Consider the following 12069-nt stretch of genomic DNA (forward strand, 5'->3'; position numbering starts at 1 on the left):
TCGGAGCAATGCCTCATGCCGTTCGTGGCCATCGGCTATACCGCCAATCCCAAGGCGCCCGTTGGGAAATGGGTTTGTACCCGCACTTCGGCGCTGGGACCCTATGACACTCCACCTCCTGACGATACCCGACACAACCCGGATTATTGTGGGCAGTGCGTCTCCTACGTGACGCAGGTATGCCCTTCCCTCCCAGTAAGAACAGGGTTGTGGAGAAGGGGTGACATCGTAAAAGGAAACAAGAATATTGTTGCGGGAACCGTGATAGCGACATTCGATTCAAATGGCCATTATGATGGGCATGCCGCTATTTACGATCATCAAACCGATGATGGAATTTATGTATATGATCAATGGATCACCGGTACCGCCCCTCAAGCGGTTTCGCTTCGGCTTATTTTATGGCAGGGGCGAGGCATCTCAAATACCGGCAGTAAATTCTTTATTGTCGAGCACTAATATGGTTCGACTATCCTTACTTCCATTGCTTGTTAGCTTGATATCATCGGGCTCGGCATCTGCGACAACGCCAAGCGTATGTCCCGTTCGAGGTGGCGATCTCGTTAAATATATCAGCGTGTACAATGGAAAACCCGAGGATTTGGTAAATCTCGCCCCTGACGATGAAACCGGCAAAAATCCAAACCAGGACAAGTTTACGCTGGACTATATCTACAAAGACGGTCGAGTGGCCACCATCCGGTGCAAGTACGCAAGTGGCGCCATCACCGATGTGGAGCTGAAAGAACCCGTTAAACAGTGCACAGCGTCGAGAGGGAAATCTGGTGAGGTGACGGTTCAGTGCCGCTAAGGTCTTACTACTTATGCGATTACCGAGAAGAAGTCGACTGGACTGTCGGTGCGATGCCACCGAAATATTAATGATCAGCGCCTGGTAGCCTATCTCTTATTCTGTTTGGCAAGGCCGCCTACAGCGTCACGGATCGCGGCGCGAATTGCCGTGGATGCATCCTAATTTCCGCCGCCAGGCCGTCCAAGTAGGCGCTGTCGGCCAGGGCCGAGGCCACCTCTACCGCCGTCAGCGGAATATTCAGCTCATACATGCCGACACCACCACACAGCACCGACAGGACATGCCCCGTGCCGGTTTCATACAGGATGTAGGTCCACGCCTTCTCAGCGACCTTTCGAGGCGTCATGGGGTGTATCCCTGGGAGGCCGACCCGCTGTGGCATATTAAATGGCGATGTGGGAAATGGTGTCCCCGGCGGGATGGGTGCCGCACCTGGGGTCAACCCTATGAATCCAATAATATCATGACATTGGAATGGTGTTCCTGGTACACGCACCTGGTACACACCAGACTGAAACGCCCATGCCTGACAATCGCCACCTGATCCAGAAGCATCTTACCTGGTTCTTCCGCCTCCGCGTCCCCAACGACCTGCGCGCGGTCTATGGCAGCGCTGAGATTCACAAAAGCCTACAGACCCATTCCGTCATCCAGGCCCGCACGCAACGGGATGTCCTGCTTGGGCGCTACCGTCGCGAGTTCGAGGACCACCGGCGCGGCGCCAAGATGGAAGACTTGGTGTTGTCCAACGCCCTGCTTGCCAAGCGGGAAATCGCCCAGGCCAGCGCCAGCCGGATTGCTGTGGACCTCGGTGATGAGCGGTTGACGGAGCGGGAGTTGGCCGCAGACCTCGCCCGCGAGACGGCGCACAGGGTCATCCCCCAGGTCATTGGCACGGATGATCCCGATGACCCCCGATATATGGAGCAATTCGAACTCTACCACCGGGTGGCTCACGGCACGTCTGATCCATTGGCGCCGCTGCTTGAACCCTGGCTCCGCGAGACCAAGGGGGCCGTGAAGACCATCGCGGAGAAGCGAAAGGTGGCCCAAGCGTTCCTGGACTGGATGGTGACACAGCGCCTGGTCCTGATCGACGACATTCCCCGCCGGGTCGCCTCGCGCTATGTGCGGGAAGAGATCGCCGGGCGCGGTGTGAAGCCCGCGACGATCAATAAGGAGATATCGCACCTGTCTTCCTGGTGGCGTTGGTTGAAGAAGCGCGGCCATCTGGAGGACAGCGAGAACCCCTGGACGGACCAGGGCTATACCGTCAATCCGGATGCCGAAGGTGAGGACGAGGAAACCAACCACCGGGCTTGGACGACCGACGAACTGAGGACCCTGTTTAACGCCGATCCTGCGGCCTGTGGGGTGCGTCCGGCCACACGGGCTACTCTTCTGCGGTTCGCCAAGGCAGCCCTCTACACGGGCGCCCGGCGGAGCGATTTGGCCGGTCTGAAGGTCGGCGATGTCGAGACCAAGGAGGATGGTGGCCTATGGCTGATAATCCGCCGGGGCAAAACCAAAGCGGCAGTCCGCAACATTCCCGTCCACAGCGCCATTGAGCCCCTGATACGGGAGATGATCCAAGATCGCCCGGCGGACGAGTGGCTGTTCACCGGCCCGGGGATCGTTGGAAAGACCACCGGCGCCCGTGCCAACTACGTGGGCAAGCTGTGGCGGGACATGACCAGCGAACTAAAGTTGATGCCGGTCCTGCACGGTCTCCGCGCGACCTTCATTGAACACATGGAGGCCGCCGGGGTCCCTCTCAGCACCGTGAAACTTATCGTCGGGCATCGGCGCGGCGACATCACGTTCGGCCGCTACAGCAAGGGCCACCTGGTGGACCTGCGCACGGAAATCGAGAAGGTGCAGGTGGTGGGGGTGTTCGGCTAAGGTCAGCGGAAGTCTTTCCGCGTCTGCCAGTCCTGGGGGTGGGTAATGGCCGTTCCTGAACATCTCCAGCGGCATTCGACCCGCAGCGCCATCGACGCCCTGGCGGCTCGCTTCAACCTTCCCAATCACCCCGGCATGCAGGACTGGGAATGGGAGGTGGCGGACCCGGCCCGCTTGGACGAGTTCATCCGTGCTTACGAAGGCGGCGGGCTAAGTGAGGACGAGCGTTTCACGCTCATGGAGACCATCATCCAGTCGTTTGAAGATGGTGACCAGGCCCCCGAACGTGACCCACGATGGGCGCACGTGCTCGGATTGCTTGACCGGAACGTTGGCCTTCACGGGCATTCCATATGGTACTGGTCTGCGCCGGAGGCCACTGCTGCCGGGGAGACGTTCCGGGTCTCCCTCACGATGCGTGACGTTCTGATGAAGCACCGGGAGCGCATTGGCTGGTAGCTATCGAGGGGAAGAAATGATCATCGAAATCGTTGTGGCAGCGGTTTCGATCAGGTGAGGATAGACATTATGACGGTATCCGGGGCCTCTCGTAATTCATGGAAGGTTCTCCCTTTACCGGCCAGGCGCGAACCGCTGAACCTGTTTCTAAGTTTTTCAGATGTGGATGCTGATAAACTGCGTCAAGGTCTCATCCCCGCGAGCATGGACGATAGATGGTTCATTTTCTTCGAGGATGGATGGCTTTATTTCCATCGCAGCTGGACCGGTGCGTGTATATACGCGGTTCGCCTTGATGGCAGCCCAATGGGTGTGCGAGTTATAGACTCATGGGCCAGTCGTGATGTCGATCACTATAATTCCCCGGGTGCTGACCATGACAGGGAAACGGTAACCCGCCTTATTCAATCGCTTCTGCGGCGTTAGCTCGTCATCGCCGAGGGCAGACATCAACAACAACACCGATAAACCCCAAAGGAAGTTTGAAAGAGGGTTTTCCCAGACCCCCTGGGGGTACTTTCGGGGTTTTACCGCACGGCCAGCCGGTCACGGACAGCCTTTACCTGCACGGCGGTCCATTGGCGTCCCCTTGGAGTCTTAAGACCTTTCTCGTTCAGGGCGCGCGCGATGCCTGACGCGGAACGCACGCCGTCGGCTTCCAGGTCAGCCAGCAAAGGGGCTAGGCGGAGGGCGTGGGCGGCAGCGGCGGCGGACCGGGCCTTGGCGCTGTTGACGTTGCCCAGGGCGCGGACAGTAGCGAGGTTGCCCCGATCCCCACCCAGGCGCGTGCCACGGGCTTTAGCGGCATCCAAGGCCGCCTTGGTGCGGGCGCTGATCGCTTCCCGCTCTGCCTCGGCCACCACCGCCAGGATACCCACGGTCAGGCGATTGGCGTTGGGCATGTCGGCGCATACGAAGTCCACCCCGGAGTCTCGTAGGGACAACAGGAAGGCCGCGTTACGGGACAGACGGTCCAGCTTGGCGATAACCAACGTAGCGCCGTACAGGCTGGCCGTGCGGATTGCGGCTTCGAGCTGGGGGCGGGCGTTGACCTTCCCTGACTCCACTTCCGTGAATTCCGCTACCAGCGGCGCATGTCCGACGTGGGCCCGGACGGCAGACATTTGGGCTTCCAGACCCAATCCGCTTTCGCCCTGGCGGCGGGTGCTGACGCGGTAGTAGGCGACGTAGCGGGTCATCAGGAAGCCTTGAAGTTTGGTGCAACGCTCGTTGCAGTAAACTTTAATGGCCAAGCGGCCCGATGACCTGTGCTTATCCGGAATCAGGGGGCCGTCGCTAGAGCATGGCTTGGTCTTCGGGCTTTCGTAACGGCGCCTACCTGTAGATACCGCCCAGCGGTTGAACAACCACCTATTGTCCTGTCGCGCTATTTACGGTACCAAGTTTGCAAACTCCAAACGGGGCAACGATTGGACATTGCGTTCGCAACAAGCCAACTACGGTCAATCTGCTTAAGCCCAACCAGAGCAAAACGGGAATTTGGTCAGGCCATTGCGGATATCCTAAAGCGCCGATTGGCGGACCTTGACGCGGCTGATTCAATTGAAGACCTGGTAGCCGGGCAGCCGACGATAATGGCTGACCCTCTGGAAGTGTCGATTGTGCTCCGTGACGACCACGTTCTATGCATCCGCTGCGGCCATGCTGCGCCCCCAACGGACAAGTGGGGAAACATCGAATGGCGAAGGGTCAGCCGGGTGAAGGTGATGGGGATTCAGAAAAATGGCTGAACCTACGGAGTTCCAACCACAGTGGGCTTCTCCCCCCGGCGGGACAATTCTCGACATCCTGGATGAGCGAGGAATGTCGATCGAAGATTTCTGCGCTGCAATGAAAACAACGGAGCGTCAGGCTTCTCGCCTCATAGCTGGGGCTGCGGAGATTGACGCAAAGCTTGCGGTGAAGCTTCAAGACGTTCTTGGCGGTTCCGCAGCGTTTTGGCTTCGGAGAGAGGCTCAGTTCCGTTCCAGTCTTTCGCGCATTTCTGACGCCGCAGCGGACATGGAGCCGAAGGCTTGGTTATCCACCCTCCCTGTTCGGGACATCGTGGCCTTCGGTTGGGTCCCGCGAATTGCGGGGCGAGCGCAGCAGGCGGCAGCTTTGTTGGAGTTCTTCAATACTCCGACGGTAGGAGCTTGGCATCAGCAGTATCAGAAGACAGTGACCGCCGTTGCCTACCGTACTTCGGCCACCTACGATTCGAAATTCGGCGCCCTGGCGGCATGGCTAAGGCAAGGTGAGATCGAGGCCGAAGAAGTTGAATGTGGCGCGTGGAACAAAGAAGGGCTCCGCAAACTTCTTCCGAAGATACGTGCGCTTACAGTCATCGAAGATCCATCGGTCTTTTTGCCAAAACTTCAGGAAATGTGCGCGACCTGCGGAGTAGTTGTTGCGGTTGTTCGTGCTCCTGCGGGTTGCCGTGCTAGTGGGGCAACGAGATTTTTGTCAGAAGAAAAGGCGCTTCTTCAGCTAAGTTTTCGCTATAAGACTGATGATCATTTCTGGTTCACGTTATTCCATGAAATTGGCCACTTAATATTGCATGATTGTTCATCTATTTTTATCGAAGACAAAGACCTTATTCCAACACATGAAGAGGATGAGGCAAACGACTTTGCTGCTGACATGCTAATTCCAAGTCATTATAAGGATGATTTATTGTCTCTCCCCCAAGACTATAGGGCGATCATGCGCTTCTCAAGACGTATTGGTGTCAGCTACGGTATAGTTGTTGGGCAGATGCAGCATCTCGGTTTGTTGCCAAGGAATAAATTTAATAAACTAAAGACGGGGTATGTGTGGGTTAATCGGGATTAACCTCTAAATGGTTCATATGTGTCCGGGTTCTTTTGCCAGTTGCACAAGGCATCTTCCATGACCTGCATGCCTAGATCAAGATAGTCTCCAAGTTCTATTACCCATCCATTTAATACGTCGGGCCGCAGATTTGCTTCTCGGCTTCCACCAAACAAGAGTCTAGCCCCAGCGAGAGGGCCGGTTGCACCAATGAGGTAAGGGCTCCCAGGTTCGATGTCCGCAAGGGCTAGTTTCCCAATCATAGTAAGGAAGTCAAAGCGACCCGTTCTGCCAAACGATGTCACCTGTCCCATCTGATTATATAAATGATGGAATGCCGCTTTTGGATTTCCTTTGGTCGCGTCGTGAGTTTCTTGAATAAGAAGACCATGACCTTGGTTGTGGCCAATCCATGAGACGTAGGCATTAAAAACAGCAGAAGTTCCGCGTCGTGAGTCCGGGCGTAATGTTTCGTATTTACGATGGTTTCCAAATCGTCTGGAAACACCGTCGGATCGCAGTGATGGATAAGCGTTGGTTAGCCATTGGCGGAAGCCGTTAACGTCGCCCGAGATTCTCATCCAGGTCCAGGGCATGCTTGCATCTCCGCCCCTGTACAGAGTTCGGGCCAATTCCCACCCATCACTCAGATGCTTTCCACAGTAGGTCGCAACGAAGACGAGCCAGCAGGCTTCATCTACATCACCCTTTCGATAATTTATTACCGCCGCTTTTAATGGGTCGAATAAGGCGCTTTCGGGATTACAGCGCGCTTCGTCGAGTTTCGCTTGGCGCAGTATGTGAACATACTCGATCCGCCGGATGCTGTCGATAAACTGAGAGACAAGAGTATTTCTTCGTTCGCTGGTCGTCAGTCCATTCAACGGGCGTACTTGATAGCTCTCAAGGTCCGAAAATAGTTTCAGACGGCGGTTTTCCGCTATTCTCATCGTTCACCTTCATCATATTCATCTGATTCTAGATTCAGGTCAAGCTGATCCTGATAGAATTTATCGGACTTCTTTCTTATGTATTGATCATAAAATGAAGACTTCATGGATTTTCTCAAAAAAACAATACGGCGTAGGTTATCTCTATTTATTGTCCCTCTGGTTACGTTATATATCTGGAGAAGTCGTATGATGTCTTTCCAGTAATCATTCACATTAATTTTGTCGACGTCAACAGAATATCCGTTTCGAATTTTTTCTTCTGCGTCTAGAGCTAACTTAAAGGAAGGCCATTGGCTTCCCATGGGCATTGGAGGCATCATTCGTTTCGTTTGCCAGTCCTCCGCCATGAAAGCTTCGGCTTTCTTCAAATCGGTATCGTATAGATGGAGACTCGCAACTGCATGCTTGTAACGGCCGAGGCGAACACCTAGTTCACGTGCAATGAGTTCCTGTATCATCGTGAAAGCAAAGACGTCATGAGGTAGTCCTTTATAGGCGTCGTTAGATCTCATGCTTACATACATGTGAAGAAATCCACGCCTAACAATAAACTGCATTGTGCAGGTACATGGGACGTCTTTATAAAATCCAGCAAGGTCGCCTGAATCGTATAGCTGAATCACGGCCCGTCGGGATGAAACATTCCGTTTTAGGAGGCCGACGACCTCGTGAATTTGATTGACGTTGCTCTTATTTAACAGTCTAGGACCATATCCCCCCCAAACTATATCAGTCCCTTCTTCCGCTTCGTACCCTTTGCTAATATAATATTCAATAAACTTAAGGGAATTGCTGCCCGAGAGATACCAAAATAGTTCACCAAGAGCGCTAAAAATTCTTCCTCGATTTTCGGTGCGGCTGACCCGGGCACGTGGCTGAGTTAATTCCAGCACCACGCCAAATAGCTCTTTGTTCGCGCCCTTGCTCGGAATTGGTTCGACCTGAAGTCCATGCCGGAGAATTCGAGAAAAGACTACGCGCAGAAGGTCGTCAAATGTCTTCCTGCGAATATGCATTACGAAACCATTATCAGATGTTTCCAGAGATATTCATATCATAGGTTGCCTCCTTTCTAAATTGATATATCGGTGGCACGCATGAAGCGCCGAAGTGCCTGATTTAGGTGTGCAGTGCCGTCGTTCCATATCTACGTAAAATAGACCGCACCAAGTGAAATAACAATTGCCGGTTTATAAAATGATATCGGAGAAGGGAGGTGAGTAATTTCCGTCGCAATCAAATATATATTACATAATAATGATTAATTATATTCCATCACACTTGGCAGACGTTCTTGATGGACCAACGCATGACATGCTAGAAGCGACACCCCTCCGTGGCAATTCTGCAAGTAGCTCGTTTCTGCAGATACACCGCGGTGTAAATATGACCTACCTTCCCCTAAGGCTACTAGAAAACATGGGTCCTAAAGCGCTCCCCCCCGGCCCCCTTCAGGTCGCCGCACGAGAGGCTCTCGAAAAGACCTTGTTGGGGCGGGGGCAACGGCCATCTCCAATCCAGATGGATGCACTGCACGACCTCTTGGATATCATGTGCATGATGGCCGAAGGGCGGACCCAGCCTTCCTATTACCTTTCTTCCCTAGATCCGGGCCTAGGAAAGACGACGGCTGTGGTGTCATTCCTGAAGGCGCTTTGCGCTAGCGACCAGCACCGTCACGTCTCCGCCTTGGTTTGCCTGGCTCGGCGAGAGGAAATCAGGGATGTGATCGAAGGCTCCGGGCTTTCGTCAGATGAGTTCGCCGTATTGGCGGGGAAGGCCTCCGAGGGCCCGCAAAGTGCGCGGTGGGTTGACTTAGATGGTCTGGGCGGCGTGGCACCAGACAAGGCCCGTGTCTTGTTCACCACTCAGGCTATGGTCAAGCATCGGTGTAAGCGTAGCCCGTTCGAAGACGTTTCCGCCTTCCAATACCGGGGAGAACTTCGGCAGGTCCGCATCTGGGATGAATCATTCGAGATCGCGGAAGGCATCACGATGGACCACGATGCTATAGCTGAACTGTTCCGGTCCCTGCGTGTCCTCAACCCCGAAGCCACAAAGGCCTTGCTGGGCTTGCACCGTGAATTGGAGGATGCGCCGGATGGGACTATCCACGAACTGCCCGACTTGGCCTCGCCTTTCGGTCTTCAGTTAGTAGATGCGCTGGACCATCACGGGAGTGCCTTGTCTCCGGAGAAGCTGGAGACGCTTTACCATTTGGTGGCGCTGTCTTCCCAGACCTGTGTCGTCCGCCACTTCCAGGGGCGCCGCTACCTCATCGGCAAGGCCACGCCCATTCCCGGAGACCTGGCGCCCGTTGTCATCCTGGATGCCTCGGGACGGGTGCGGCAAACCTACACATTGTGGGAACGACATCGGCGGACCCTGGTGCGCTTGAAGGCGGCGGCCAAGGACTACAGCCGCCTTACCATCCACCATTGGTTCAAGGGTGGCGGTCGGGAAACCATTCGTGACGACATCTCCCGCTACGCTGATGCCGTGGCTGCGGCGATCAACACCAAGCCGGACCAGGAATGGCTGGTGGTTCACCATAAGCCCCGCGACGAGGAAACGGACCTTGCCGAGGCAGTGCTGAGCGGCCTTGAAGGAAACCTGAATCGCGTCCGATTTCTGACTTGGGGGCGCCATCATGGCACCAACGAATATGCCGACATTCCTAACGTGGTCCTGGTCGGGGCCTTGTATCAACGGGATATAGACCACGAAGCCCGTTGGCACGCCTGTTCGGAGATCGCCCCCGGCCAGCAACGATGTTCGGAGGAAGACCGGCTCGCGGTGGAGGAAGGTGAGTTTCGACACATGGTGCTTCAGGCGCTATGTCGTGTGGTGGTGCGGAAGAATGAAGGCGGAACCTGCGCGCCCTGCACCGCATATGTAATCGCCAAGAAAGGGGATGTCGTTCGGAGCCTTAAGGAGGCCTTTCCGGGCGCTGCAATCGTTCCGTGGCACCCCGAGACCGTGGAACCATCCGGTCGGGTGGCTGAAGCTTTGGAGATCATCCGGGCATGGCTGGACGCGGGTGTTCCGGACCTTCTTCCTTTCAAGTCGGTGGCCCGGACCATGGGCATTCAGCCACGCACCTTCCGGGACAATGTCCGACAGCATCCTTTATTCATGTCCCGCCTCGCTGCCCTTGGGGTTGAGGAAGCGGGCGGTGGCGGTGTTCGCAAGACCGGCTTCGCCAGGATCGCCATGGAGGCGGATCGGGCCGCCTGACGGGCGTATGCGTGACCGCAGCATGGTCCGGATGTGACCTAACGTGGGACACCCCGGTAGATGCCATCGGGGGGCGCTGCGACTCGGGATGAAAAATCTTCGGCGCGGCCGCGTTCCGTGGCGGCCTGGTACATAACCTGGTACACGGACCTGGTACACACGATGTCGTGGGGCATCGTCTAAGTTATTGATTTATATGGCGATGTGGGAAATGGTGTCCCCGGCGGGATTCGAACCCACGGCCCCAGGATTAGGAATCCTGTGCTCTATCCTGCTGAGCTACGGAGACGCCGGGGCGGGTTATAGCAGGTTTGGGCGGCTTGCACAGCCCCGGGGCGCGCAAGGCTCAGGCGTCCGGAATTCAATCAGATTCAATCAGCCGACCAGCAGGCTGACGATCAGGACCTCATCCACCAGGGGCTTGCCCACGGCCTCGTTGGCCACTTCCATGATGCGGCCCTTCAGGGCCTGGACATCGGCGGTGTTCAGGCGGTTACGGGTCAGGTGGTCGACGGTCAGTGCCTCGGTCAGCTCGCCATTGATGCGGGGCTTGAGGTTGGTGACCAAGTCCACGTCCTCATTCAGATGCTTGCTCATGCGCACGACCAGCATCACCTGCAGCCGGACGTAGGAGAAGCGGTCCTTCCCCGGCAGCAGCATGGGGTTCATCTTGATCTTGCGCAGCACCTCCGGATCTTCCGACTTCTGGCCGCCGCCCTCGCCGGCCCAGGCCGCCTGCGGCAGGGCCGTGCCGGCCGCCAGTGCCAGGAGGGCGCCGGCCAGCACCCCGCGCAGCATGGCACTGCGGCGGCGATCACAGGGCAGGCGTTCGTCGTCGCGGGTCATTCCGGGGCGAGTTCCTATAGCCAGCCGCGAGGCTGGAATCGGGGTGAATACTGGGACGGCAACGGTTCACGGTTCAAAACCGGGCGGGTTATTTAGTCTAGCACGGCCGTTCCAAGGGAAAGCCTGAGTCTTGTCCCGCCTGGTATGCGAGATACTAGGACAGGTTCCTTAAGGCTTTCTTAGCGGGTGAACCTATCCGAAAGGCGTGGATTGGCGCCCGTATGGCGGATGTGCCAAGGCCCGACTCGGGAAAAAAAGACGCCCGGAACGATCTGGTCGATTAAAAGTCAGGTTGACCTGACACGAAAACGGAGTCATGTTTACCTGACAAAACGTCAGGAGATCATGACATCATGTCCGTCGCCGTTCTCTTCCCGCCCGCCTCCCGGCGCTATATCCTCACTTCGGTCGTCACCGCGGTCCTCTACGTCCTGTCCATCAAGGTCATCAGCTGGGGCCAATCGCAGCTGGACGGGCCCTTGCTGTGGGCGGCGATCCTGGTGCCGGTGGGCTGCATCGCCGTGCAGCTGTGGGCGACGCTCAGGCTTATGACCCAGGTGGATGAGTTCATGCGGGCGCTGCTGGCCAGGCGCTTCATCATCGCCGCCTGCCTGGCCTTCATCGTCGCCAGCGCCTGGGGCTTCCTGGAAACCTTCGCGCGGGTGGACCACCTGCCGGGCTACATGGTCTACGCCATCTTCTGGGTGGCCTTCTGCATCGTCTCGCCCTTCATCCGGAGTACGCGCTGATGCGGAACACGTTGAAGGTTTTGCGGGCCGAGCGTGGCTGGACGCAGAACGATCTGGGCGAGCGGCTGGGCGTGTCCCGCCAGGCAGTGAACGCCCTGGAGACGGAGAAGCACGACCCGTCGCTGGACCTGGCCTATCGCATCGCCGCGCTGTTCGGCCTGCCGGTGGAGGCGATCTTCACCAATCCCCACCGGCCAGCGGCATGAGCTTCATGCCGTTGTAGGCCCCGACCGGGGCCGCCGGAGTTTTGCGGGGAGCGGTAGCGGACTGCAAAACGAGGACAAGGCCAGCG

At 56.7% G+C, this 12069-nt stretch carries 13 protein-coding genes and 1 tRNA gene; 8 read left to right on the top strand and 6 right to left on the bottom strand.

Annotation, left to right across the window (positions count from 1 at the left end):
* Positions 1 to 15 precede the first annotated feature (15 nt).
* Positions 16 to 459: a BPSL0067 family protein gene (locus Y958_RS00705; protein WP_088872401.1), complete on the top strand. Its 444-nt coding sequence runs from the start codon at positions 16 to 18 to the stop codon at positions 457 to 459.
* Position 460: 1 nt separating this feature from the next.
* Entirely contained in the window at positions 461 to 811 is a 351-nt protein-coding gene (locus Y958_RS32960; RefSeq protein ID WP_425600664.1) for an STY0301 family protein, read from the top strand.
* A gap of 118 nt (positions 812 to 929) precedes the next feature.
* Here the strand turns inward: Y958_RS32960 and Y958_RS00710 are convergent, their stop codons facing one another.
* Positions 930 to 1160 carry a hypothetical protein gene (locus Y958_RS00710; RefSeq protein ID WP_088870506.1) on the bottom strand — a complete coding sequence of 77 codons (231 nt, stop codon included), beginning with the start codon at positions 1158 to 1160 and terminating at the stop codon, positions 930 to 932.
* A gap of 128 nt (positions 1161 to 1288) precedes the next feature.
* On the opposite strand from Y958_RS00710, the gene Y958_RS00715 reads away from it, so the two are divergent.
* Positions 1289 to 2716, top strand: a complete 1428-nt coding sequence (locus Y958_RS00715) for a tyrosine-type recombinase/integrase (RefSeq protein ID WP_088870507.1) — start codon at positions 1289 to 1291, stop codon at positions 2714 to 2716.
* Between the two features lie 45 nt (positions 2717 to 2761).
* Entirely contained in the window at positions 2762 to 3175 is a 414-nt protein-coding gene (locus Y958_RS00720; protein ID WP_145727994.1) for a hypothetical protein, read from the top strand.
* Between the two features lie 527 nt (positions 3176 to 3702).
* Here Y958_RS00720 and Y958_RS00730 read toward each other — a convergent pair.
* On the bottom strand, positions 3703 to 4374 hold the full coding sequence (locus Y958_RS00730; RefSeq protein WP_088870509.1) for a recombinase family protein: 672 nt from the start codon (positions 4372 to 4374) through the stop codon (positions 3703 to 3705).
* Between the two features lie 625 nt (positions 4375 to 4999).
* On the opposite strand from Y958_RS00730, the gene Y958_RS00735 reads away from it, so the two are divergent.
* On the top strand, positions 5000 to 6013 hold the full coding sequence (locus Y958_RS00735; RefSeq protein ID WP_186291204.1) for an ImmA/IrrE family metallo-endopeptidase: 1014 nt from the start codon (positions 5000 to 5002) through the stop codon (positions 6011 to 6013).
* On the opposite strand, the gene Y958_RS31160 is transcribed toward Y958_RS00735, so the two are convergent.
* The gene (locus Y958_RS31160; RefSeq protein ID WP_145727993.1) at positions 6010 to 6942 is read right to left on the bottom strand and encodes an alpha-glutamyl/putrescinyl thymine pyrophosphorylase clade 3 protein; all 933 of its coding nucleotides are present in this window, start codon (positions 6940 to 6942) and stop codon (positions 6010 to 6012) included. The genes Y958_RS00735 and Y958_RS31160 overlap by 4 nt on opposite strands.
* Complete coding sequence (locus Y958_RS00740) at positions 6939 to 7961, bottom strand: thymidylate synthase (protein WP_088870511.1); 1023 nt, start codon at positions 7959 to 7961, stop codon at positions 6939 to 6941. Before Y958_RS00740 ends, Y958_RS31160 begins: the two co-directional genes overlap by 4 nt.
* A 541-nt stretch (positions 7962 to 8502) precedes the next feature.
* On the opposite strand from Y958_RS00740, the gene Y958_RS00745 reads away from it, so the two are divergent.
* Positions 8503 to 10182, top strand: a complete 1680-nt coding sequence (locus Y958_RS00745; protein WP_145727992.1) for a hypothetical protein — start codon at positions 8503 to 8505, stop codon at positions 10180 to 10182.
* 212 nt (positions 10183 to 10394) lie between these two features.
* Here Y958_RS00745 and Y958_RS00750 read toward each other — a convergent pair.
* Both Y958_RS00750 and Y958_RS00755 read right to left on the bottom strand, forming a co-directional pair.
* A tRNA-Arg gene (locus tag Y958_RS00750) sits at positions 10395 to 10471 on the bottom strand.
* An 86-nt stretch (positions 10472 to 10557) separates the two neighbouring features.
* A complete protein-coding gene (locus Y958_RS00755) occupies positions 10558 to 11028 on the bottom strand; it encodes a hypothetical protein (RefSeq protein ID WP_088870513.1) in 471 nt (156 codons plus the stop codon).
* A 353-nt stretch (positions 11029 to 11381) separates the two neighbouring features.
* Here Y958_RS00755 and Y958_RS00760 point away from each other — a divergent pair, with 353 nt between their 5' ends.
* Both Y958_RS00760 and Y958_RS00765 read left to right on the top strand, forming a co-directional pair.
* The gene (locus tag Y958_RS00760; RefSeq protein WP_088870514.1) at positions 11382 to 11777 is read left to right on the top strand and encodes a hypothetical protein; all 396 of its coding nucleotides are present in this window, start codon (positions 11382 to 11384) and stop codon (positions 11775 to 11777) included.
* A complete protein-coding gene (locus Y958_RS00765) occupies positions 11777 to 11983 on the top strand; it encodes a helix-turn-helix transcriptional regulator (RefSeq protein ID WP_004272005.1) in 207 nt (68 codons plus the stop codon). The genes Y958_RS00760 and Y958_RS00765 overlap by 1 nt, the downstream gene beginning before the upstream one ends.
* Positions 11984 to 12069: the final 86 nt, after the last annotated feature.

Source organism: Nitrospirillum viridazoti CBAmc (assembly GCF_000730165.1).
GTDB lineage: Bacteria > Pseudomonadota > Alphaproteobacteria > Azospirillales > Azospirillaceae > Nitrospirillum > Nitrospirillum viridazoti.